The organism is Agrococcus sp. ProA11, from assembly GCF_039880525.1.
Taxonomy (GTDB): Bacteria; Actinomycetota; Actinomycetes; order Actinomycetales; family Microbacteriaceae; genus Agrococcus; species Agrococcus chionoecetis.
Map to the genome: position 1 here is coordinate 558,225 of NZ_CP156989.1, position 23,171 is coordinate 581,395.

Below are 23,171 nucleotides of genomic sequence, written 5' to 3' on the forward strand. Positions count from 1 at the left end.
AAGTGGGTGATCAGAGGTGGTAGTCGACGACCACCGGGGCGTGGTCGGACCAGCGGGTGTCGTACGAGGGATAGCGGTCGACGCGGTAGTCGCGGGCGACCGCCGCGAGCGCGGGGGAGGCCACGTGGTAGTCCAGGCGCCAGCCGGTGTCGGTGTCGAACGCCTTGCCGCGCTGCGACCACCAGGTGTAGGGGCCGTCGACATCCGGGTGCGCGGCCCGGCCGACGTCGACCCATCCGTGACCACGGCCCCGCACGCCATCGACGCCCGTCACCATGCCGGTGCCGAAGAAGCGATCGAAGTAGGAGCGCTCCTCCGGCAGGAAGCCGGAGGACTTCTGGTTGGCGCGCCAGTTCTTGATGTCGAGCGGCGTGTGGCCCACATTCAGATCGCCCATGATCAGCACGTGCTCGGTGTGGCGGCGCAGCTGCGGCAGTCGCTTGGCCATCGAGTCGAGGAAGCGGAACTTCTCATCCTGCTTCGGGGTGCCGACCTCGCCGGAGTGCACGTAGACCGAGACCACCGTGAGCACGGTCTCGCCCACCAGGAAGTCGGCTTCCAGCCAGCGGCCCTTGGTGTCGAACGATTGCAGGCCGATGTCGGTGCGGTGCGCGATCGACGGCTCGCGCGAGAGCAGTGCGACACCCGCGCGGCCCTTCGCCGTGGCGGGATCGTGGAGCATGTGCCAGCCCGGCACGAGCGGCAGCAGATCCTCATCCTGCGCCCGCACCTCCTGCAGCGCGACGATGTCGAAGCCGCCCTGCTCGAGCCAGTCGCCCATGCCCTTGCGGAACGCGGCGCGCACGCCGTTGACGTTGACGGAGGCGATGCGGAGCATGCCTTCGAGCCTACCGATGGTGACCGGTGCCGCCGTGCGCTGGCATGCTCGGCGACCGGATCAGCGGCTGCGCCTCGAGAGCCGCTTGTGTGCGCCGACCGCGTCGAGGCTCGGCTGCCTGCCGGCCTCCATCTGCTGCAGCAGCGCCTCCGCCTGCTCGGGGGTCAGCCTCGCGTCGATGCCGCCGGACTCGACGAGGCGGGTGTACGCCCGGCCGGTCGGGGTCACGGCTACGAACGCGAGCGCGAGCAGCAGGATCTGCATGATGAAGCCGAACCAGATCAGGATGATCACGGGGGCCGCGACGCTGCCGAGCAGGGGGTTGTTCTCGACCGCGCGGAAGAGCAGCGATGCGATCGCCTTCAGCCCCGCGAACGCGACCGCGCACGCGATGGCGGCAGGCACGATGCGCTTGGCGGGGAGCCGCAGCCGGCCGCCGAAGCGGAACATCAGCAGCACGATCGACGTGTCGAGCACCAGCTGCGAGATGAAGCCGATGAGCTGCGTCGTCCAGCCCAGGCCGAGGAACTCCGCGAGGGCCTGCGTGAGCACGAGCAGGCCAGCGGAGACCACCACGAGCAGACCGATGCCGATCGCGACCGCCAGATCGCCGAGCTTCAGCAGCAGGAAGTTCGACGGCGGTGAGTCGAGCTCGAACATGGCGCGGAAGCCCTCACGGCTCACGGCGATCCATGCGATCGCAGTGAGCATGATCGCGATGGCACCGGCCGCGCCGGCCCAGCCGGAGATGCTGACCGAGAACAGCTCCTGCGCGTCGAGCGCACCGCCCTCACCCAGCAGGCCGGGGACGCTCGAGGAGATCGAGTCGATCACGGCGCGACGCAGCTCGAGGTTGCCGCCCAACACAGCGGTGAAGATCGCGAACGCCACGAATAGCGCGGCGAAGAGCGAGAGGAACGCCTGCAGCGTCATGCCCTGCGCCAGCACCGACCCTCGCTCGTCCGAGTAGCGCTGCCACGCTCGAGCGGGCCACGAGCGCTTCAGTCGCTCGATGAGCTGCTGCATCCCGATCCTCCCGAGTCGCGTGGCGTCGGTTCGGCTCCCCAGCGTAGTGTGAACGCATGAGCGACCTCTCTGGAGTCGGAGTCGGCCGAGGCATCTCGGTCGCGACCGTGCTGACCATGCCGGAGCCGCTGGCGCCGCCGAGCGACGAGCCGCTCGCCGCTGCCGCGGACAGCGAGCACCAGCGCGTGCAGACCGCGCTGCAGGAGGTGGCGGACGAGCTGCGCGCTCGCGCCGTCGCCGCTGGCGGTGAAGCGCAGGAGGTGCTGGAGGCATCCGCGCTCATGGCGCAGGATCCTGCGATCCTCGACGACGTGCGGTCGCGGCTGGACGCGGGCACCAACGCCGAGCGAGCCACCTGGGACGCGTACGCGGCGTTCCGCGACATGCTCACGGCGATGGGCGGCTACATGGCTGAGCGCGCCACCGACCTCGACGATGTCGCCCAGCGGGTCGTGGCCCGTCTGCGCGGCGTGCCGGCGCCGGGAGTGCCGCAGTCGGATGAGCCGTTCATCCTGGTGGCACGAGACCTCGCGCCCGCCGACACCGCCACGCTCGACCTCACGAAGACGGTCGCACTCGTCACGCAGGACGGCGGACCCACCTCGCACACCGCGATCCTCGCGCGCTCGAAGTCGCTGCCTGCGGTCGTCGGCGTCACCGGCCTGCTGGCGGCGGTCTCCGACGGTCAGCTGGCGATCGTCGACGCGCGCACCGGCACCATCGTGCTCGATCCCGACGAGAGCGCCGTCGCTGCCGCCGTCGCCGAGCGCGAGTCGCGCCTGGCCGCGGTCTCGGCACCGGCGACGCCGGGCGCGCTGGCCGACGGCACGGCGGTCCCGCTGCTCGCCAATGTCGGCTCCGGCAAGGATGTGCCGAGCGCGGTCGAGCTCGGAGCGGAGGGCGTGGGGCTGTTCCGCACCGAGTTCCTCTTCCTCGGTGCGACCACCGCGCCCACCGTCGAGGAGCAGACAGCCGCCTACACCGAGGTGCTGCAGGGCTTCCCGGGGAAGAAGGTGGTCGTGCGCGTGCTCGATGCCGGTGCCGACAAGCCGCTGTCGTTCCTCAACGACGCGCACGAGGAGAACCCGGCGCTCGGCCTGCGCGGCATCCGCGCGCTGCGGGCGAGCGAGCAGATCCTGCGCGATCAGCTCACGGCGCTCGCGAACGCGCAGGCGGCGACCGAGGCCAGGCTGTACGTGATGGCGCCGATGATCGCCGATCGTGAGGAGGCCGCGTACTTCGTCGCCCTCGGCAAGGAGCTCGGGCTCGAGCGTGTCGGCGCGATGGCCGAGGTGCCGTCGATCGCGGTGGTCGCCGACCAGGTGCTGGAGGTGGCCGACTTCGTGTCGATCGGCACGAACGACCTCACGCAGTACACGATGGCCGCCGACCGGCAGCTGGGCTCGGTCGCGGCCCTCCAGGATCCGTGGCATCCCGCCGTGCTGCGTTTGGTGAAGCTCATCGGTGAGGCAGGCGCTGCCGCGGGCAAGCCGGTGGGCGTCTGCGGTGAGGCCGCGGCGGATCCCGCGCTCGCAGTGGTGCTCGTTGGCCTCGGCGTGACGAGCCTGTCCATGAGCGCGACGGCGATCGCCGACGTGCGGGCCGAACTGCTCACCGTCACGCTCGACGAGGCGAAGGCCCGCGCGGCGCGTGCGCTGGCGGCCACGTCCGGCGCCGAGGCTCGCGAGGCTGCCTCCGCCTGACCGGAGGTCGACGCCGGCCGACCCTCCCGCTCAGCGCCCGCCGGAGGCGCGGGCCAGCGCGACCGCGAACTCGCGGGCACGCTCGCGCTCGCCCTCGATCGGCAGCACCACCGTCGCGCGCGCCACCGCGGTCACCTGCTTGCGCAGTCGATGGCGTGCTCGCGAGCGCCGTGCGGCGCCCACGCCGCCCGCGACGAGTGCGCCCACGACACCCAGCACGATGCCGAGCAGCACGCCGCCGAGCAGGCCGACGAGCGGGATCGGCCAGCCGTCGAGCCACGTCTGAGTGCCCTCCACCTGCGGGATGACCGGCGCGACCATGCCGCCGAGGGGCAGCAGGATCGGCAGCAGCAGCCACACCCCGCTGACGACGGCGACGATGAGCGCGAGCCATTGCAGTGCCGCGAGCGGCGGCCACCACCACGAGCCGCGGGCGCCCAGATCGGTCCTGGCGACAGCCCGGTCGAGCTCCGAGGGGAGCGTCTCGAGCGCATCCGCGGCATGCTCGTGGATCGCCGCCTGCCAGCCATCGCCGAGACCCGCGGCGGCCGCATCCGCGTACGCGCGCACGGCCATCCCTGCCTGCGCGCGCTGCGCTGCGTTCATCGGCGGCATGCCGGTGCGGTGCACCTCGGCGTCGCGGCCGCGATCGCGGCCGAACGACAGGTGCAGGCGGCGCAGCGGATCGGGGGCGAACCGCAGCAGCCAGGAGGTGACCGGCCAGCCGGTGACCTGCCCCGCGCGCTTGCGGTAGGAGCCCGCGACGGCCTGCGCCACCGCATCGACGTTGGCAGCGGTCGCGAGGCCGCGCTCGAGCGCCTGCACGTCGGCGCGCTGCACGGCGCCGGGCACACCGGCGGACTCGAGCCGGCCGGCGATGGCGCGCACGTCGGCCGCGAGGCGCTGCGATGCGGCCTGCTGCTCGAGTGCGAAGCGCGCGATCAGCCGGCGCAGGTCGTCGATGCCGGTGCCGACGGTGGCGGAGACCGGCAGCACCTGCACCCGGTCGAGACCGTCGCCGCGGAGCAGCCCGCGCAGCGAATCGACCACCGACTCGACCTCCCCGGGAGCGAGACGATCCACCTGGTTGAGCACTGCGGCGGTGACCGCGGCGTGCGTGGCCAGCGGCGCGATGAAGTCACGATGGATGACGGCGTCGGCGTACTTCTGCGGGTCGACGACCCAGACGAGCACGTCCACCTGGCCCGCAAGTCGCTCGGCGATCGCGCGGTGCTCGAGCGCGACCGAGTCGAAGTCGGGCAGGTCGATGAGGATGAGCGAGAGCTCCTGTCCGCGTCCGTCGCGGTCGGTCGCGAACGGGCGATCCATGACGCGACGATCCGAGACCTGGAGCCAGTCGAGCAGCGCGGATGCCCCGCGTGGGTTCCAGATCGCGGCGAGCGGCTCAGCGGTCGTGGGCCTGCGCACGTGTGTGCGCGCGACCGATTCGCCCGCGAGCGCGTTCATGAGCGACGACTTCCCGGAGCCGGTCGCGCCGAAGAAGCCCACCACCGTGTGCTCGGAGGAGAGAGCGCGGCGCTCGCTGGCGCGACCGGCGACGCGGCGGACGGCCTCGAGGTCGTCTTCGGGCACGCGCCCGGCGCCGAGCGCTGCGGCCTCGCCGAGCGCGCCGAGCAGCTGATCGACGGAGGTCGCGCTCACCGTGCGTCCTCCTGCGAGCCGCGCTCGACGGCGGGCAGCGGCCCCGTGCCTGCCGGCAGCTCGCGCACCTCGGCGGCCTCTCCGGCGAGCGGCGCCTCGGCGGCATCGTCCATGGCTTCGCCCTCGACCACGTCGCTCGGCAGCAGCTCGCGGTGCGGCATACCCTCGACGCGCGAGTGCACGGCGACCATCGCGCGCTCGAGCGCGGCCGCCGCATCCCGCAGGCCATCGCCACCGGCGCCCGCGTCGACGGGGTCGAGCAGGGCGTTCCAGCGATCGGCCTCCGCAGCCATCAGGAGCCGCACGCGCGAGTCGAGATCCTGCCGCGCCTCGGCTGCCAGCCGACGCACCGCGTCCTCGCCGAAGATCGTCTCGAGCAGCTTCTGTCCCACCACGGCCGACCCGCCGGCGATGGCGATTTCGCCGCCCGTCAGGCCGCCGGTGGAGGCGAACACGACCACCATGAGCGCGACCGTGATGACGTTCAGGCCCAGCGACATGACCCGCGCCTTGGTGCGCTTGCCCGCCGCCTGCTCGGTGATGAGCTCGACGAGTCCCTGCTGCCAGTCGCGCACGAGCTTCGACGCGCGCTCCGGCAGATCGGGCGACGCGTGCGCGAGATCGGCGCCGCTGGTCAGCTGGCGCCCCACGGCGCTCTGTCGCACCCGTGCCCAGGAGTCCGAGGCCGCGCGGCCGGCGGCGTCGACCATCACCGCATGCAGGCCCGACTCGATCTCGTGCTCGACCTCGATGGCCGGCGCGGGCTTGCCCTGGAACCAGGCCGTGACCTGGTCGCGGGTACGGGAGAACCAGGATTCCAGCGTGCGGAAGACGTCGGAGGTGCCGACGAAGTCCTGCCAGCGGGCGAGCACCTCCCCGCGCAGCAGCACGCCGTCGCGGGTGGCATCGTTCACGCGCTCGGCGGCGTCCTCGTGCACCGAGCGGATGCTCTTGCGCAGATCGCCCGCCACCACCAGCTGCTCGTCGCGGGCGTCGGCGATGATGCGCGCGGTGACGCCGAGGCGCTCGACGGTGCCCGCCAGCGTGCGGCCGGAGACCCGGGCGCGCTCGGCGCGGTCGCCCGCGATCCCGACCAGCCAGCTGCGGATGCCGGCGACCGCGGCCGGCGGCAGCATGCCTCGCTCGTCGAGCACCGCCTCCGTCACCACGAAGACGGGCGCGCTGCCGAGGCCGCGCTCGCCCAGCATCTGACGGAGGTCGGCTTCGACCTCCGCCTCTGCCCCGGGCGGCACGCGGTTCAGCACGACGCCGACCGTGATGTCGCGCGCCGCGGCGTCATCGAGGAGCTTCCACGGCACGGCGTCGGCGTATCGGTTGGCCGTGGTCGAGAACAGCCACAGGTCGGCGGCGGCGAGCAGCTGCGCCGCGAGCTGGCGGTTGTCGTCGGCAATGGAATCGACGTCGGGCGCGTCGAGGATCGCGAGGTCGCGCGGCACCCGCTCGTCGGCGACGATCACGACCGAGCCGAGCTGAGAGGCGTCGGGCTCCTCGCCCGCCCGGTTGGCGGGAGCCTCGCGCACGACGCCCGTCACTCTCGCGAGACCCGGCAGGATGCGGGTCGACGCGAACCAGCCGGCGTCGATGGGGGAGTGCAGCAGGATGGGCTGCCGCGTGGTTGGGCGGATGACGCCCGTGCGGGTCACCGGCAGGCCGATGAGGGCGTTCACCAGCGTCGACTTGCCGGCTCCGGTCGAGCCGCCGACCACCGCGAGCAGCGGTGCATCGAGGTTGCTGAGCCGCGGATGGATGTAGTCGTCGATCTGGCGCACCGCCGACCTGCGCGCATCCCGTGCGCTGTCGGCCCCGGCGATCGAGAGCGGCAGCGCGACATCCTCGAGCGCGTCGCGCAGGGCGTCGAGCCGGTCGAGGGCGGCAATGGTCGCTTCGGTCACGCGGCTAGTCTGCCGCACTGCCCCGAGGGTGTCCTGCCCGGTCTCGATGCGGCCCGGCGCCGGTACGAAATGGTCGCCGGAGCGCCCTCGGCGCGACACATCGGTACCGGTCGGGCGCTGCGCGCGTTCGCGCACACCGCGGCGCACGGCCGAGGGCCGGCCCCGTGCGGGTGCCGGCCCTCGAGTCGTGGTGATGCGGCTAGAGCTTGACGCCCGTCATCATGGCCTGCTTGACCTCGGCGATGGCCTTGGTGACCTGGATGCCGCGCGGGCACGCATCCGTGCAGTTGAAGGTCGTGCGGCAGCGCCACACGCCCTCGCGGTCGTTGAGGATGTCGAGGCGCACCTGGGCGGCCTCGTCGCGCGAGTCGAAGATGAAGCGGTGCGCGTTCACGATCGCGGCGGGGCCGAAGTACTGGCCGTCGGTCCAGAACACCGGGCACGAGGTGGTGCACGCGGCGCACAGGATGCACTTGGTCGTGTCGTCGAACCGCTCGCGCTGCGCGATCGTCTGGTGCCGCTCCTTCTCGGGCTTGCCGGTCGCCTGGAGGAACGGCTGGATCTCGCGGAAGGAGTCGAAGAACGGCTCCATGTCGACGATCAGATCCTTCTCCAGCGGCAGGCCCTTGATCGCCTCGACGTAGATCGGCTTCGACACGTCGAAGTCCTTCACGAGGGCCTTGCAGGCAAGGCGGTTCTTGCCGTTGATGCGCATGGCATCCGAGCCGCACACGCCGTGCGCGCACGAGCGACGGAAGGCCAGCGACGGGTCCTGCTCCCACTTGATGCGGTGCAGGGCGTCGAGGATGCGCTCGGTGGAGAACATCTGCACGTCGTAGTCGACCCAGCGCGGCTCGTCGTCGACCTCGGGGTCGTAGCGCCGGATGATCACCGTGACGGGGAAGCTCTGCGGCTCGTCGACCGGCACGGGCTCGACCTCGCGCTTCGTGCCCTCCGCGGCGGAGTCGGCAGGGGCAGGCGTCGTCTCGCCAGCGTCCACCGCCTGAGCGTCAGCGGTGGTCGCGTCGACGGCGGCCTTGGCCTGAGCGCTCGGGTCGCCGGCCTCGGAAGCGCCTTCGCTGCCGACGCTGTGCTCGTTCTTCTGCTCGCTCTCGGCCATCAGTACTTCCTCTCCTGCGGCTGGTAGTGCGTCATGCGCACGGGCTTCCACTCCAGCCGGATCTCCTGCGGCACGCCTGTGTCGCCAGCCGTGCGGTACGCCATGGTGTGCTGCATGTAGTTCTCGTCATCGCGGGTCGGGAAGTCGTCGCGCATGTGCGCGCCGCGCGACTCCTTGCGGTTGATCGCCGAGACGACCACGATCTCTGCCAGGTCGAGCAGGAAGCCCAGCTCGACCGCTTCGAGCAGGTCGGTGTTGAAGCGCCGACCGCGGTCGTGGATGCGCACGTTCGGGTAGCGCTGGCGCAGCCCCGCGATGTCGGCGAGGGCCGTCTGCAGCGTCTCGTCGGTGCGGAACACCTGCGCGTTGCGATCCATCGTCTCCTGCAGCGCCTTGCGGATCTCGGCCACGTTCTCGGTGCCGTTGCCCTCGCGCAGCTGCGCGAGCAGCTTCACGACGCCGTCGGCGGCATCCGCGGGCAGATCGACGAAGTCGGCCGTCTGCGCGTAGGCCACGGCGTTGTTGCCGGCCCGCTTGCCGAAGACGTTGATGTCGAGCAGCGAGTTGGTGCCGAGGCGGTTGGCGCCGTGCACCGAGACGCATGCGCACTCGCCGGCGGCGTACAGGCCGGGCACCACGGTGTCGTTGTCGCTGAGCACCTGCGCGTCATTGTTCGTCGGGATGCCGCCCATCGCGTAGTGCGCCGTCGGATAGACGGGGACGCGCTCGGTCACCGGGTCGACACCGAGGTAGGTGCGAGCGAACTCGGTGATGTCGGGCAGCTTGGTCTCGAGCACCTCGGCGCCCAGGTGGGTGCAGTCGAGGTAGACGTAGTCCTTGTTCGGGCCAGCGCCGCGGCCGTCGAGCACCTCCTGCACCATGGAGCGCGCCACGATGTCGCGCGGTGCGAGGTCCTTGATGGTGGGGGCGTAGCGCTCCATGAAGCGCTCGCCGGAGGCGTTGCGCAGGATCGCGCCCTCGCCGCGGGCGCCCTCGGTGAGCAGGATGCCGAGGCCCGCGAGGCCCGTCGGGTGGAACTGGTAGAACTCCATGTCCTCGAGCGGCAGGCCCTGGCGCCAGATGATGCCGACGCCGTCGCCCGTGAGGGTGTGCGCGTTCGAGGTGGTCTTGTAGATCTTGCCGAAGCCGCCGGTCGCGAACACGATCGACTTGCCCTGGAAGACGTGGATCTCACCGGTCGCGAGCTCGTAGGCGACGATGCCGGAGACGCGCTTGACGCCGTCCACCTCCGCCATGACGAGGTCGAGCGCGTAGAACTCGTTGAAGAAGTTCACGCCGTACTTGACGCAGTTCTGGTAGAGCGTCTGCAGGATCATGTGGCCGGTGCGGTCCGCGGCGTAGCAGGAGCGTCGCACGGGCGCCTTGCCGTGGTCGCGCGTGTGGCCGCCGAAGCGCCGCTGGTCGATCTTGCCGTCGGGCGTGCGGTTGAACGGCAGACCCATGTTCTCGAGGTCGTAGATCGCGTCGATCGCCTCGCGCGTGAGGATCTCTGCCGAGTCCTGGTCAGCGAGGTAGTCGCCACCCTTGATGGTGTCGTAGGTGTGCCATTCGTGGCTGTCCTCCTCCACGTTCGCCAGTGCCGCAGCCATGCCGCCCTGTGCCGCGCCCGTGTGGGAGCGGGTGGGGTAGAGCTTCGTGATGACCGCAGTCGACGCCTTCGGCGCGGCCTCGATCGCCGCGCGCATGCCGGCACCACCGGCGCCCACGATGACGACGTCGAACTGGTGGTAGTGGATGCCGTCCGTGACGGAACTCTGGTCAGCCATGAATCTGGGGGTCTCCGAATCGTGGTTAGAGCTCTGCGCAGAACGACGGCAGCAGCGATGCGTCTGCGGTCGACGGGCAGGGGTCGAACGTGAAGGTGATGAGCGTGCCGAGGATGATGAGGATCGCGGCGGCGACGCCGATCGCCCAGATCATGACCGAGCGCACGGCGGGCTTGTGCACGTAATCGTTGACGATCGTGCGCATGCCGTTCGAGCCGTGCAGGATCGCCAGCCACAGCATCAGCACGTCCCACCACTGCCAGAACGGGTCCGCGAGCTTGCCGCCCACGAAGCCGAAGTCGATGGCGTGGATGCCGCCCGGCGTCCAGATGAGGTTGTACGCGAGGTGGCCGAAGATCAGCACCACCAGCACGACGCCGGAGGCGCGCATGAAGATCCAGCCGGCCTTCTCGAAGTTGGGGCCGCGGCGGCCCCTCGAGCGTGCCGGATAGGCGTAGTTCGGGCTCTCGATCGTGGTGCTCATCAGTGGCCCCCCTCGATCGGCGCGAAGACGTTCATGAGGTGATTCGGCACGAAGTAGGCCATCAGCACGGCCACGAATCCGAGCACGACCCAGAAGAGCAGGCGCTGGTGCCTGGTCGCCCACGGCCACGCGTCGACCAGGATGATGCGCAGGCCGTTCATGGCGTGCAGCACGACCGCGCCGACCAGCACGACCTCGCCGAGGCCCATGATCGGGTTCTTGTACGTCGCCATGACGGCGTTGTACGCCTCAGGGCTCACCCGGATGAGCGCCGTGTCGAGCACGTGCACAAGCAGGAAGAAGTAGATCGCCACACCGGTGATCCGGTGCAGCACCCACGACCACATGCCCTCGTTGCCGCGATACAGCGTGCCGCTGAACGTGGTCCTCCGAGGCGCGGGGTCGGGGAGGGTGAGGCTGCTCGATGTCTCAGACACGCGCGTTCCCTCCGTCGTTCGTCCGGGCAAGGTCCTCTCATCCTATGCCCGCACGGGGGGACAACCTGCACGCGTGCCTCACACTCCGATGCGGTCTTCCGATCGACGTCGGAGGCGCAGCGCCGCCTGTTCGTAGTGCGCGATCAGCTCGTCGGCGACCACCGGCCACGAGCGTCCGAGCACGCGTCGACGGCCCGCCTCGCCCATGCGCGAGCGCAGGCTCGCGTCGGCGGCGAGTGCCTCGACCGCGCCGCGCAGCTCGGCGGCGTCGTCGGGCGCGAAGAGGAATCCGGTGGTGTCGTGCTCCACCAGATCGATCGGGCCGCCGGCGCGCGGCGCGACCACGGGCAGGCCGGCGGCGGCCGCCTCCTGCAGCGTCTGACCGAAGGTCTCCTCCGCGCCGGTGTGCACGAAGACGTCGATCGCCGCGTAGGCGCTCTGCAGCGCGGCGCCGGCGAGCTGGCCGAGGAAGACCGGCCGGAGGCTCGCGAGCTGCCTGCGGGTCTGCTCCATGCCCGGCCCGTCGCCGACGACCACCAGTCGGATGCCACGGATGCCCTTGAGCGCCCGCAGCCGCTCGAGCCCCTTCTCGGGGGCGACACGACCGACGTATCCGACGATGGTCTCGCCGCGGGGAGCGATGCGTCGCCGCAGTGCCGCCGCCTCCGGGCTCATGCGCCGATCGGGGTGGAATCCGGTCAGGTCGACGCCGCGTGCCCAGCGGTGCACGCGCTGCACGCCGGCCGCCGCGAGATCGTCGATGGCTGCTGACGACGGCGCCAGCGTGCGGTCGGCCGCGTTGTGGATGCGGCGGAGCATCTGCCAGGCCACCGCTGATCCGGCGCCCAGCCGGTTGCTGCGGGCGAAGCCGGCCACGTCGGTCTGGTAGATCGCCACGCTGGGCACGCCGAGCCGCGCCGCCTCGGCGATCGCCTGCCCGCCGAGCAGGAAGGGGCTCGCGGCATGCAGCACGTCGGGCCCGAATCGATCGAGCATGGCCGCCACCTGCGGAGTGGGCAGGCCGACGGGGAACCGGCGGTACGGGAAGGACGCCACCTCGTGCACGGGCACGCCGCGGTAGTGCTTCGGAGCGCCGCAGCGCGGGGTGATCACGATCGCCTCGCGCCCGGTGTCCACCAGATGATCCAGCACGCGACAGACGGAGGTCGTCACCCCGTTGACGGTCGGCAGGAAGCTCTCGGTCACGATCGCGACTCGCTCGATGCTCACGTAACCACCGTAGGAGCGCGCGCCCGTGGGTTCGCCGGTCGGGCGGTGAACGCCGGGTGAACGTCCGCCGTCGGTCGCCCCCTAGCCGCTCACTAGGCTCGGGGCGTGGCCACCATCGACGACTTCTACAGCATCATCCCCGCTGGCGGCGCCGGCTCGCGGCTCTGGCCGCTCTCGCGAGCGGACGCGCCGAAGTTCCTGCACGACCTGACTGGCAGCGGCAAGACGCTGCTGCGCGCCACCTTCGATCGGCTCGCGCCGCTCACGGGGGAGGGGCGCACGCTCGTGGTCACCGGCCGCGCCCACCGCGCCGCGGTGGAGGCGCAGATCCCCGAGCTCGAGGACGCGAACATCGTGCTGGAGGCGGATCCGCGCGATTCGACGGTCGCGATCGCACTTGCGGCCGCCGTGCTCCGTCGCCGCGAGCCCGACGTCATCATCGGCTCCTTCGCCGCCGACCACGTGATCGAGGACGAGCGGGCCTTCCGCCGGGCAGTGACGGAGGCCGCAGCGGCCGCGCGCGCCGGCTACATCGCCACCATCGGCATCACGCCGACGGAGCCGGCGATCGGCTTCGGCTACATCCGCGCCGGTGACGCGCTGGGCATCGAGGGCACCCCCCACGCCGCAGTGGTCGAGCAGTTCGTCGAGAAGCCGTCCGCGCAGGTCGCCCGCCGCTACCTCGAGGATGGCGACTACCTCTGGAACGCCGGCATGTTCATCGCGCGCGCCGACGTGCTGCTGGCAGAGCTCGCCAAGGAGGAGCCGGTGCTCGCCGCGCAGATCGAGGAGCTTGCGGCCGTCTGGGATGAGCCGGCCCAGCGCGGACCTGCGGTGGATCGCGTCTGGCCGCAGCTGAAGAAGATCGCGATCGACTACGCGATCGCCGAGCCTGCCGCGGCGCGCGGTCGCATGGTCGTCGTGCCGGGGGACTTCGACTGGGACGATGTGGGCGACTTCTCCGCTGTCGCGAAGCTGCACAACCACGGCCGTCGGGGCCGCCTCGCGATCCTCGGCTCCGAGGGCACCGTGCTCGCCGACTCCGCGAGCGGCATCGTGGTCTCGCAGTCGCGGCGCATCATCTCGGTGGTCGGCATCCACGACGTCGTGATCGTCGACACCCCGGATGCGCTGCTCGTCACCACGACCGACAACGCGCAGCGCGTGAAGCAGGTCGTGGATGCGGTGCGCCGCTCCGGCAACACCGACGCGCTCTGACCGCGGCCGGTCGGCCGTCGGTCCCTTCGCCAGGGCTGGGCGCGCGACGGCAGCGCTATCCGGCGGCGACACCCGGCTCCGCCCCGTCCGCGGCGCGCGCGGCGGGACGCAGCCGCGGCGGCCAACGGTGGTCGCCGCGTCGCACGATGGCGAGGATGTCCTGCTCGATCTGAGGCCACTCGTCGTGGATCTGCTCCCAGGTCAGTCGCACCACCAGATAGCCCAGCGCCACGTGGATGCGGTCGGTGCGTCGATCGCGCTGGAACGCCTCCGCGTCGGTGTGCCACGCAGCCGAGTCGCACTCGATGATCAATCGATCGCCGATCAGCAGGTCGACGCGTCGACGCCCGATCCACTGCTGCACGCGCACGACGATGCCGAGGCGTCGCAGCCGCAGCCGCACCATCGACTCCGTGCCGGCCTCGCTCTTCGGCTCCACGAGCTCGAGCAGTGCCCGCACGCGCAGCGGCGCATCCTCCGACCAGTGCCGCAGCTCGTCGAGCGTCGCCAGCTTGCGGTGCACGATCGAATCGGCGACGGTGATCAGCTGCTCGCGGTCCGCGCATCGGAGCGCGCACCGGAACGCCGTCTCCAGATCGTCGATCGCCGCCAGCACCGGCGGGTTGCTGCCGTACGGGCGGCAGCCCTTCGCGGCCCGATCGCGCGCGGGACGCCGCGCGCCCTGCGCGGCCGCTCCGCTCGGCGGCCTGTGGGACTCCTTCGGCTGCCCCCGGCGATCGCGCTGCGCGTCGGCTCGGCGGACGTGCCCCAGCGTGCGCCTCGGCTGCCAGGCCCCGAGATGCTCCATCGCGCTCAAGCAGCTGACCGCGCCGCACGCCCGCACCGCGGCCACTGCTGCTGGATCGCCTCGGTAGGCCAACCAGCCGCGACGCACGCGGGTGAAGGTTCCCGCAGCGACCGCGTCACGGATCTGGCGCTTGGTCACGCCCGCCCGCCGCAGCTGCGCGGTGGTGAGCACGCCGAGCGAGGCGGAGAACAACTGCGGTGCATCCATGCGCGGAGGATGGGGCACGCGGGCGGTCGTGCGCGGGGGCGATCGCAGCCCCTGTGGACGGTGCCGCCCGCACCTGCGAGGGCGGTGCCGCCGGCTCGTGCTGTCGGCGCGGTGCTGACGGCACGGTGCTGACGGCACGGTGCTGACGGCACCGTGCCGAAGGCGGGGCGCAGCGCGCTGCCAGCGCCCCGGGCGCGCTGGGGTGCGGGAGCGCCCGGTTGCAGGGACGAGCCGGCGGCCGCCGCAGGCGCCGCAGCGACCCGCGCACGAGGCCTCCGGCTACGATGGCGCCACCGCACGAAGGAGTCTGACTTGTCCCGCACGCTCGCTGTCCCCGCGCTCGCCGCGCTCCTCCTGCTCGCCGGCTGCAGCGCGGCGCCGCCCGCAGCCACCGACGAGCCAGCCGACCCAGGGGCCGAGCAGACGCTCGAGTGCGCCCAGATGGTGACGAACTCCGGCGGCCTCAACGATCGCTCGTTCAACGAGACCAGCTGGGCTGGCATGGAGCGCGCGGAGCAGGAGCTCGGCGTGACCGCGAACGTGCTCGTCTCGACCACCGAGAGCGACCTCGCCCCCAACGTGCAGGCGGCCGTCGACACAGGATGCGGCTTCGTGCTGACGGTCGGCTACGAGCTGTTCGCCGCGACCGAGGAGCAGGCCGCGGCCAACCCCGACGTGCAGTTCGCCATCGTCGACGAGATCGTCGAGGGCCCGAACGTGCGATCGATCGTCTTCGACACCGCGCAGGCGGCGTACCTCGCCGGCTACACCGCCGCATCCGTCTCCGAGACCGGCGTGGTCGCCACCTTCGGCGGGGGCAACCAGCCGCCCGTCACCCTCTTCATGGACGGCTTCGCCGCCGGCATCGAGGCCTACAACGAGGCCAAGGGAGCCTCGGTGAGCCTGCTCGGCTGGGACCCGGCCACGCAGGACGGCACCTTCACCGGCGACTTCGAGAATGTCAGCCTGGGGCAGTCGCAGACCCAGGCGTTCATCGCGCAGGGCGCCGACGTGATCCTGCCGGTCGCCGGCCAGGTGGGGGAGGGCGCATTCCGCGCCTCGCTCGACACCGGTGGCCGTGCACTCGTGATCTGGGTCGACAACGACGGCTACGACACCCTCCCGGCCGAGTTCCGGCCGCTGCTGCTCACGAGCATCCTGAAGAACACCGAGGATGCGGTGGTCGCCGCGGTCACGGATGCTGTCGACGGCACGATCTCGGCAGAGCCCATCATCGGCACGCTCGAGAACGGCGGCGTCGGCATCGCACCCTTCCACGACCTCGAGTCCCGCATCAGCGAGGAGACGATGGCGGAGCTCGATGCGCTGCGCCAGCAGATCATCGCGGGCGAGATCACGATCGAATCGCCCTCCAGCCCCGGAAGCTGAGCGAGTTTGCAACGATTGCGTTGCGGTGCTCGGGAAGCGACCCAAGGCTGCGGTGCGCCGCCGTATGCTCAAGCCATCATGCGCTCTGCCGCGTCGCGGCGAGCATCCTGTGCACTGGAGGATCCCTTGAGGAAGTTCACTCGTTCCGCCGCCCGTGGCGGCGCTCTCGCGATCGGCGCAGCGCTGCTGCTCGTCGGCTGCTCCGCCGCTCCCGACGCACCGACCGGCTCCGAGCCCGGTGCCGAGGAGCCCACCGTCGACGTCCAGCCCTGCATCGTCTCCGACGAGGGTGGCTTCGACGACCGCTCGTTCAACCAGCTCGGCGCTGAGGGCCTGCGCGCCGCTTCCGAGACGCTCGGTGTCGAGCCGATCGAGGTCGAGTCCTCGTCGCCGTCGGACTACGCGCCGAACCTCGACAGCGTCATCGCGCAGGGCTGCAACATGGTCGTCTCCGTGGGCTTCGCGCTCGCCGAGGCAACGGGTGCCGCCGCCGAGGCGAACCCCGACGTGAACTTCGCCATCATCGACAGCACGGTCGAGGGCGAGCTCGCGAACGTGCAGCCGATCCTGTACGACACGGCACAGGCAGCGTTCCTCGCCGGCTACGCCGCCGCCTCGCACTCCGAGTCGGGCAAGATCGCGACCTGGGGCGGCATCGCGATCCCTCCGGTCACGATCTTCATGGACGGCTTCGTCCAGGGCGCGGAGTACTACAACGAGCAGAACGGCACGGACGTGCAGGTGCTCGGCTGGGACGTCGACACGCAGGAGGGCTCCTTCACGGGTGGCTTCGCCGCCGGCGTCGAGGCCAAGGCCATCGCCGAGACCTTCATCGGACAGGGCGCTGACGTGCTCCTGCCCGTCGGTGGTCCGATCTTCCTCTCGGCGATCGAGGCGATCCGCGACGCGGGCGACGACTCGGGCATCGTGATGATCGGTGTCGACGCCGACCTGTACGAGACGTCGGCCGACAACGGCGACCTCTTCCTCACGTCGATCCTCAAGGGCATGTCGACCGGTGTGGAGACCGTCGTCGAGCAGGCCGCCGCCGGCGAGTTCACGAACGAGCCGTACGTCGGCACGCTCGAGAACGACGGCGTGGGCATCGCTCCCTTCCACGACTTCGAGGATGAGGTCGATGGCGAGCTGCAGGCGCAGCTCGACGAGATCCGTGCCGCCATCATCGCCGGCGACATCATGGTCGAGTCGCCCGCCAGCCCGTAGGGTCAGGCAGCATCCACGAGTGGGGGTCGGCTGCAGCCGGCCCCCACTCGCGTGCGCGGCACCCGGCGCGCGAGCGAGCAGGCTGCAGAACCGGTTAGATTCACGTACGTCGTCGGCGACGTCGGAGGAGGACACATGACTCTCGAGCACTCGACTCTCGAGCTTCGTGGCATCACGAAGCGCTTCGGAGCGCTCACCGCGAACGACCACATCGACCTCGTGGTCAATGCGGGCGAGATCCACTGCCTCCTGGGCGAGAACGGTGCCGGCAAGTCCACGCTCATGAACGTGCTCTACGGCCTGTATCGGGCCGAGGAGGGCGAGATCCTGCTCGAGGGCGAGGTGCAGCACTTCGCCGGACCCGGTGACGCGATGCGCGCCGGCATCGGCATGGTGCATCAGCACTTCATGCTCATCCCCGTCTTCACGGTGGCCGAGAACGTGCTGCTCGGGCACGAGAAGGCGCTCGGCGGCCTGAGCGGAGCCAAGGAGAAGGTGCGGGAGATCTCGGAGCGCTTCGGCTTCCACGTCGATCCCGACGCGAAGATCGAAGACCTGCCGGTGGGCGTGCAGCAGCGCGTCGAGATCATCAAGGCCCTCTCGCAGGACGCGAAGGTGCTGGTCTTCGACGAGCCCACCGCCGTGCTCACGCCGCAGGAGACCGACGAGCTCATGGCGATCATGCAGCAGCTGCGCGACGAGGGCACCGCCATCGTGTTCATCACCCACAAGCTGCGCGAGGTGCGCGCGATCGCCGACCGCATCACCGTCATCCGGCTCGGCAAGGTCGTCGGTGAGGCCAGCCCCGAGTCGTCCAGCACCGAGCTCGCGTCGATGATGGTCGGCCGCCCGGTCGAGCTCACCGTGCAGAAGCAGCCCCCGGTGCACACCGACAACCAGCTGGAGGTCACGGGCCTCACCGTGCTCGACTCGATCGGTCAGAAGGTCGTCAACAACGTGTCGTTCACCGTCCGCGGCGGCGAGGTGCTCTGCATCGCCGGGGTGCAGGGCAACGGCCAGACCGAGCTCACCGAAGCGATCCTCGGTCTGCAGCCCAAGGCAGCGGGCTCGATCAGCCTCAACGGCACCGAGCTGCTCGGCAAGTCGGTGCGCCAGGTGCTCGACTCCGGCGTCGGCTTCGTGCCGGAGGATCGCAAGGTCGACGGGCTGGTGGGCGAGTTCTCGATCGCCGAGAACCTGATGCTCGACCGCTACCGGGGCGCACCGTTCGTCTCCGGGGGCACCGTGAACCGCGGTGAGCGCGACGAGTTCGCGACCGAGAACCTGGACGCCTTCGACATCCGCGCACAGGGCATCCACTCGCACGTCGGCACGCTCTCGGGCGGCAACCAGCAGAAGGTGGTGCTCGCGCGAGAACTCGGCCGATCCCTGGCGCTGTTCGTCGCGTCGCAGCCCACGCGCGGTCTCGATGTCGGCTCGATCGAGTTCGTGCACAGCCAGATCATCGCCACCCGCGACGCCGGCATCCCCGTGATCGTCGTCTCCACCGAGCTCGACGAGGTCGTCGGGCTCGCCGATCGCATCGCGGTGATGTACCGCGGCGGCATCGTCGGCATCGTCCCGGCAGACACCAGCCGCGACACGCTCGGCCTCATGATGGCCGGCGAACGCCACCCCCAGCCTGCAGAAGGAGCCGCAGCGTGAACGATCAGCCGCGCGACGCCGACGACCCGATCGAGCCAGAGGAGCAGCCCCGCAACGGTGGCTCGCCCGACTCCGGCGAGAACCAGGGCGCCGTCCACGCCCCCACGGAGGCAAAGGTCGACAGCCACGTCGTCGCGCCGCCCACCGACGACCGGCAGGTCGAGGGCGGGGACGTCTGGAACAGCGCCTTCCAGCGCATCATGGGCGGCAACCTCGTCATGGCGCTGCTGGCGATCGTCACGTCGCTCGCGGTGGGCGGCATCCTGATCGCCTTCACCGACGAGCGCGTGCAGCAGACCAGCGGCTACTTCTTCGCGCGCCCCGGCGACATGCTGGGCGCGATCTGGAGTGCGGTCTTCGGTGCCTACTCGGCCCTGTTCCAGGGCTCCATCCTCAACTTCTCGCGCGCCGACGCGGGCTTCGCGCAGCTGATCAAGCCGCTCACCGACACGCTCAACTTCGCCACCCCGCTCATCGCCGCCGGTCTCGGCGTCGCGATTGCGTTCCGCGTGGGGCTGTTCAACATCGGTGGACGCGGTCAGATGCTGTGGGCCGCCGCCGCCGCCGGCTGGGTGGGCTTCTCATTCCAGCTGCCGCCCGTGCTGCACGTGCTGGTCGCGATCGCTGTCGGCATCGTCGCCGGTGCGATCTGGGGCGGCATCGCCGGCATGCTCAAGGCATATACCGGAGCGCACGAGGTGATCGTGACGATCATGCTCAACTTCGTCGCGCTGTGGTTCATCACCTGGATGCTGCGCACGCCCGGCCTGCTGCAGAACCCGGGCAGCAACAACCCGATCTCGCCGCGCATGCCGGAGACCGCCGTCCTGCCGTCAATCTTCGGTCCACCCTTCTCCCTGCACTGGGGCTTCGTGCTGTCGGTCGCCGCCGTGGTCTTCTGCTCCTGGCTCATCAACCGCTCGAACCTCGGCTTCCAGTTCCGCGCCGTCGGCTACAACCCGCACGCGGCGCTGAACGCTGGCATGAACGTCAAGCGCATCACGATGCTCGCGATGGTCTTCGCCGGCGGCTTCATGGGCCTCGCCGGCGCCCAGCAGGTGACGGGCTCGGTCACGACCGGCTTCACCTCCGGCATCGATGCGGGCATCGGCTTCGACGCCATCACCGTCGCGCTGCTCGGCGGCTCCACGCCGTGGGGCACGTTCTTCGCCGGTCTGCTCTTCGGCGCGTTCAAGGCGGGCGGCTTCCGCATGCAGGCCGCAGAGGGTGTCCCCATCGACATCATCCTGGTGGTCCAGTCGTTCATCGTGCTGTTCATCGCGGCACCACCGCTCGTGCGGGCCATGTTCGGTCTGCCGCAGCGGGGCAAGAAGTCTCGCAGGCAGCGTCGTGACGAGGCCGCGCTGCAGACCATGACCGAGCAGAAGGGTGGCCAGGCATGAGCACGCAGCAGCCGGTCGACGCGCAGCCGACCTCGCCCGCCGAGACGATCGAGCTCGAGCGCGCGGTCGTCAAGCACTGGAAGGCCCCGATCTCCTACGCGGTGGTGACCCTCGTGGCGCTGCTGCTGATGGTGATCATCGGCCGGGACGGCGATGCGACGCTGCGGCTCGCCTCGCGCGGCGACCTGTTCGCGCTGCCGGACGCCGTGATGCCCGCCCGGCCCACCGGCATCGTGGTCGTCATCCTGCTCGCGGGTCTCACGGCGCTCTCGTTCTGGGCCACCGCGACGGTGCGCAGACTCGGCATCTGGCTGCCGATCGCCTTCGGCCTGCTGTTCATCATCGGCTTCCTCAGCTGGGCCGGCGCCGGGGCCATGATCCCGATCCCCGGTCTGCTGTTCGCCACCATCGGGCTCTCCGTGCCGCTGATCTTCGGCGCCATGGGAGGCGTGATCTCGGAGCGCGCGGGTGTCGTCAACATCGCCATCGAGGCGCAGCTGCTCGGCGGCGCGTTCACCGGTGCGGTGGTCGCCTCGGCGACCGGCGTCACGATGCTCGGCGTCGTCGCCGCGATGCTCGCCGCCGTGCTGGTCTCGATGGTGCTCGCGGTCTTCGCGATCCGCTACTACGTCGAACAGGTGATCGTGGGCGTGGTGCTGAACGTGCTCGTCGCCGGCCTGACGAACTTCTTCTACTCCTCCGTGCTCACCGACAACCAGGCGCTCAACAACCCCGCGCGCCTGCCGAAGATCCCCATCCCGCTGCTGGAGAGCATCCCGCTCATCGGACCGGCGATGTTCAAGCAGTCGATCATCGTCTACGCGATGTACATCGTCGTGCCGCTCATCGCCTGGGGCCTGTTCCGGACCACCTGGGGACTGCGCCTGCGTGCCATCGGCGAGCACCCGCTGGCCGCGGACACGGTCGGCATCAGGGTCACCCGGCTCCGCTTCTGGAACGTGTCGCTCGCCGGTGCGGTCGCAGGCCTCGGCGGCGCCTACTTCACGCTTGACTCGAACGGCTCCTTCACTCGGGAGATGACGGCGGGGCTGGGCTACATCGCCCTGGCCGCGGTCATCTTCGGCCAGTGGCACCCGATCAAGGCGACGCTCGCGGCGCTGCTGTTCGGCTTCGCCTCTGCGCTGCAGCAGACGCTCGGCGCGATCGGCTCGCCGGTGCCGAGCGAGTTCATGCTCATGCTCCCGTACGTCATCACCATCCTCGCCGTCGCCGGCTTCATCGGTCGCTCGCGGGCGCCTGCGGCGAGCGGCAAGCCGTACATCAAGCAATGAGCACGCCCATGGACGACATCGACTGGGACGGCCTGCACGCGCATGCCGTCGCAGCCGCGGCCAAGGCCTACGCGCCCTACTCGGGGTTCCCGGTCGGGGCTGCCGCCCTCGTCGACGACGGCCGCATCGTCTCCGGTGCCAACATCGAGAACGCCGCGTACGGCGTCACGCTGTGCGCCGAGTGCTCGCTCGTGAGCGAGATGGTGATGGGCGGCGGCGGCAAGCTCGTGGCCTTCGCGTGCGTCAACGGTGCGGGCGAGCGGCTCATGCCCTGCGGCCGCTGCCGGCAGCTCTTGTCGGAGCACGCGGCTCCCGGCATGCTGCTCGACACCGTGCGCGGCATCCGCACCATGGCCGAGGTGCTGCCCGACGCGTTCGGGCCGGCGGAGCTGGTGGAGTACGCAGAGCAGAAGGAGCGAGAAGCGTGACAGAAGCATTCGACGCCGTCGACATCATCCGAGCGAAGCGCGACAAGCAGCCGCTCTCGACCGAGCAGATCGACTGGCTCATCGACGCGTACACGCGCGGCTACGTCGACGACCCGCAGATGGCGGCGCTCGCGATGGCGATCCTGCTCAACGGCATGGAGCGGCGCGAGATCCACGACCTCACCATGGCGATGATCGCGTCGGGTGAGCGGATGGACTTCTCGTCGCTCGACGCGCCGACGGTCGACAAGCACTCCACCGGCGGCGTCGGCGACAAGATCACGTTGCCGCTCATGCCGCTCGTCGCCGCCTTCGGCGCCGCGGTGCCGCAGCTCTCCGGTCGCGGTCTCGGCCACACCGGCGGCACCCTCGACAAGCTCGAGTCGATCCCCGGCTGGCGCGCCGCCCTGTCGAACGACGAGATGCTCGAGCAGCTGCGCACGGTCGGGGGCGTCGTCTGCGCGGCCGGTGCCGGTCTCGCGCCGGCAGACAAGCGGCTCTACGCGCTGCGCGACATCACCGGCACCGTGGAGGCGATCCCGCTCATCGCGTCGTCGATCATGTCGAAGAAGATCGCCGAGGGCACGGGCGCGCTCGTGCTGGACGTGAAGTTCGGCTCCGGCGCCTTCATGCGGGAGTTCGAGAAGGCGCGCGAGCTCGCGCACACGATGGTCGAGCTCGGGCGCGACGCCGGCGTCGAGACCCGCGCGCTGCTGACCACGATGGACACGCCGCTCGGCCGCGCGATCGGCAACGCGAACGAGGTGCGCGAGTCGGTCGAGGTGCTGGCCGGCGGCGGACCGGCCGACGTCGTCGAGCTCACGGTCGCGCTGGCGCGAGAGATGCTGGATGCGGTGGGCAAGGGCGATGCCGACGTCGAGGCCGCGCTCGCCGACGGCCGCGCGATGGACGTCTGGCGCAGGTTCGTGCTCGCGCAGGACGGCGATCCCGATGCGGCACTGCCGACCCCGAACGAGACGCACACCGTGGTCGCCGAGACCGACGGCGTGCTCGCACGCCAGGAGGCGCTGCCCTTCGGCATCGCCGCGTGGCGTCTGGGCGCCGGCCGCGCACGGGCGAGCGATCCCGTCGTGCACGCCGCGGGCATCGACCTGCACGTGAAGCCGGGCGACGCGGTGCGCAAGGGCGACCCGCTCTGGACGATCTCGGCCGACGACGCCGCCCGCATCCCGCGCGCACTCGAGGCGCTCGAGGGCGCGTGGGAGCTCGCCGCTCCCGGCACGGTCGTCGACGCGCCGCCGATCGTGCGCGAGCGCATCGCCTGAGACGACCCCTGGCGGGCCGTGCCGCGCGGCCGTCACGCGAGCAGGGTGCGC

At 70.9% G+C, this 23,171-nt stretch carries 19 protein-coding genes; 9 read left to right on the forward strand and 10 right to left on the reverse strand.

The window, feature by feature from the left end; genetic code table 11:
• Positions 1-10: 10 nt before the first annotated feature.
• Together ABG090_RS02705 and ABG090_RS02710 are read right to left on the reverse strand one after the other, a co-directional pair.
• On the reverse strand, positions 11-838 hold the full coding sequence (locus ABG090_RS02705; RefSeq protein ID WP_347756167.1) for an exodeoxyribonuclease III: 828 nt from the start codon (positions 836-838) through the stop codon (positions 11-13).
• A 60-nt stretch (positions 839-898) separates the two neighbouring features.
• A complete protein-coding gene (locus tag ABG090_RS02710; protein WP_347756169.1) occupies positions 899-1,864 on the reverse strand; it encodes a YihY/virulence factor BrkB family protein in 966 nt (321 codons plus the stop codon).
• A gap of 56 nt (positions 1,865-1,920) precedes the next feature.
• Between ABG090_RS02710 and ptsP the strand changes: the two genes are divergently transcribed.
• Entirely contained in the window at positions 1,921-3,567 is a 1,647-nt protein-coding gene (gene ptsP / locus ABG090_RS02715; protein WP_347756170.1) for a phosphoenolpyruvate--protein phosphotransferase, read from the forward strand.
• Positions 3,568-3,597: 30 nt separating this feature from the next.
• On the opposite strand, the gene ABG090_RS02720 is transcribed toward ptsP, so the two are convergent.
• From ABG090_RS02720 to ABG090_RS02750, 7 genes are all read right to left on the reverse strand, one after another.
• On the reverse strand, positions 3,598-5,229 hold the full coding sequence (locus tag ABG090_RS02720) for a GTPase (protein WP_347756172.1): 1,632 nt from the start codon (positions 5,227-5,229) through the stop codon (positions 3,598-3,600).
• Positions 5,226-7,142, reverse strand: coding sequence for a dynamin family protein (locus ABG090_RS02725; protein ID WP_347756174.1), 1,917 nt, complete (start codon positions 7,140-7,142; stop codon positions 5,226-5,228). Before ABG090_RS02725 ends, ABG090_RS02720 begins: the two co-directional genes overlap by 4 nt.
• Before the next feature lie 199 nt (positions 7,143-7,341).
• On the reverse strand, positions 7,342-8,262 hold the full coding sequence (locus ABG090_RS02730; protein ID WP_347756176.1) for a succinate dehydrogenase iron-sulfur subunit: 921 nt from the start codon (positions 8,260-8,262) through the stop codon (positions 7,342-7,344).
• The gene (gene sdhA, locus ABG090_RS02735) at positions 8,262-10,049 is read right to left on the reverse strand and encodes a succinate dehydrogenase flavoprotein subunit (RefSeq protein WP_347756178.1); all 1,788 of its coding nucleotides are present in this window, start codon (positions 10,047-10,049) and stop codon (positions 8,262-8,264) included. The genes ABG090_RS02730 and sdhA overlap by 1 nt, the downstream gene beginning before the upstream one ends.
• 25 nt (positions 10,050-10,074) lie before the next feature.
• A complete protein-coding gene (locus tag ABG090_RS02740; protein ID WP_347756180.1) occupies positions 10,075-10,533 on the reverse strand; it encodes a succinate dehydrogenase hydrophobic membrane anchor subunit in 459 nt (152 codons plus the stop codon).
• Positions 10,533-10,880 (reverse strand): succinate dehydrogenase, cytochrome b556 subunit, encoded by a 348-nt coding sequence (sdhC, locus tag ABG090_RS02745; RefSeq protein ID WP_347757460.1) that lies wholly within the window; start codon positions 10,878-10,880, stop codon positions 10,533-10,535. Before sdhC ends, ABG090_RS02740 begins: the two co-directional genes overlap by 1 nt.
• A 168-nt stretch (positions 10,881-11,048) precedes the next feature.
• Entirely contained in the window at positions 11,049-12,200 is a 1,152-nt protein-coding gene (locus ABG090_RS02750; protein ID WP_347756182.1) for a glycosyltransferase family 1 protein, read from the reverse strand.
• A 105-nt stretch (positions 12,201-12,305) separates the two neighbouring features.
• Between ABG090_RS02750 and ABG090_RS02755 the strand changes: the two genes are divergently transcribed.
• Positions 12,306-13,418, forward strand: a complete 1,113-nt coding sequence (locus ABG090_RS02755) for a mannose-1-phosphate guanylyltransferase (protein ID WP_347756184.1) — start codon at positions 12,306-12,308, stop codon at positions 13,416-13,418.
• A 55-nt stretch (positions 13,419-13,473) separates the two neighbouring features.
• Here the strand turns inward: ABG090_RS02755 and ABG090_RS02760 are convergent, their stop codons facing one another.
• Positions 13,474-14,433, reverse strand: coding sequence for a type IV toxin-antitoxin system AbiEi family antitoxin domain-containing protein (locus ABG090_RS02760; RefSeq protein ID WP_347756185.1), 960 nt, complete (start codon positions 14,431-14,433; stop codon positions 13,474-13,476).
• A 312-nt stretch (positions 14,434-14,745) separates the two neighbouring features.
• On the opposite strand from ABG090_RS02760, the gene ABG090_RS02765 reads away from it, so the two are divergent.
• From ABG090_RS02765 to ABG090_RS02795, 7 genes are all read left to right on the forward strand, one after another.
• Positions 14,746-15,822 carry a BMP family ABC transporter substrate-binding protein gene (locus ABG090_RS02765; protein WP_347756187.1) on the forward strand — a complete coding sequence of 359 codons (1,077 nt, stop codon included), beginning with the start codon at positions 14,746-14,748 and terminating at the stop codon, positions 15,820-15,822.
• Positions 15,823-15,948: 126 nt separating this feature from the next.
• Positions 15,949-17,046, forward strand: a complete 1,098-nt coding sequence (locus tag ABG090_RS02770) for a BMP family ABC transporter substrate-binding protein (protein WP_347756189.1) — start codon at positions 15,949-15,951, stop codon at positions 17,044-17,046.
• Positions 17,047-17,181: 135 nt separating this feature from the next.
• Positions 17,182-18,711 carry an ABC transporter ATP-binding protein gene (locus ABG090_RS02775; protein WP_347756191.1) on the forward strand — a complete coding sequence of 510 codons (1,530 nt, stop codon included), beginning with the start codon at positions 17,182-17,184 and terminating at the stop codon, positions 18,709-18,711.
• Positions 18,708-20,114 (forward strand): ABC transporter permease, encoded by a 1,407-nt coding sequence (locus ABG090_RS02780; RefSeq protein ID WP_347756193.1) that lies wholly within the window; start codon positions 18,708-18,710, stop codon positions 20,112-20,114. Before ABG090_RS02775 ends, ABG090_RS02780 begins: the two co-directional genes overlap by 4 nt.
• Entirely contained in the window at positions 20,111-21,406 is a 1,296-nt protein-coding gene (locus tag ABG090_RS02785) for an ABC transporter permease (protein ID WP_347756195.1), read from the forward strand. Before ABG090_RS02780 ends, ABG090_RS02785 begins: the two co-directional genes overlap by 4 nt.
• Before the next feature lie 8 nt (positions 21,407-21,414).
• The gene (locus tag ABG090_RS02790; protein WP_347756197.1) at positions 21,415-21,834 is read left to right on the forward strand and encodes a cytidine deaminase; all 420 of its coding nucleotides are present in this window, start codon (positions 21,415-21,417) and stop codon (positions 21,832-21,834) included.
• Entirely contained in the window at positions 21,831-23,120 is a 1,290-nt protein-coding gene (locus tag ABG090_RS02795; RefSeq protein WP_347756199.1) for a thymidine phosphorylase, read from the forward strand. The genes ABG090_RS02790 and ABG090_RS02795 overlap by 4 nt, the downstream gene beginning before the upstream one ends.
• Positions 23,121-23,171 lie beyond the last annotated feature (51 nt).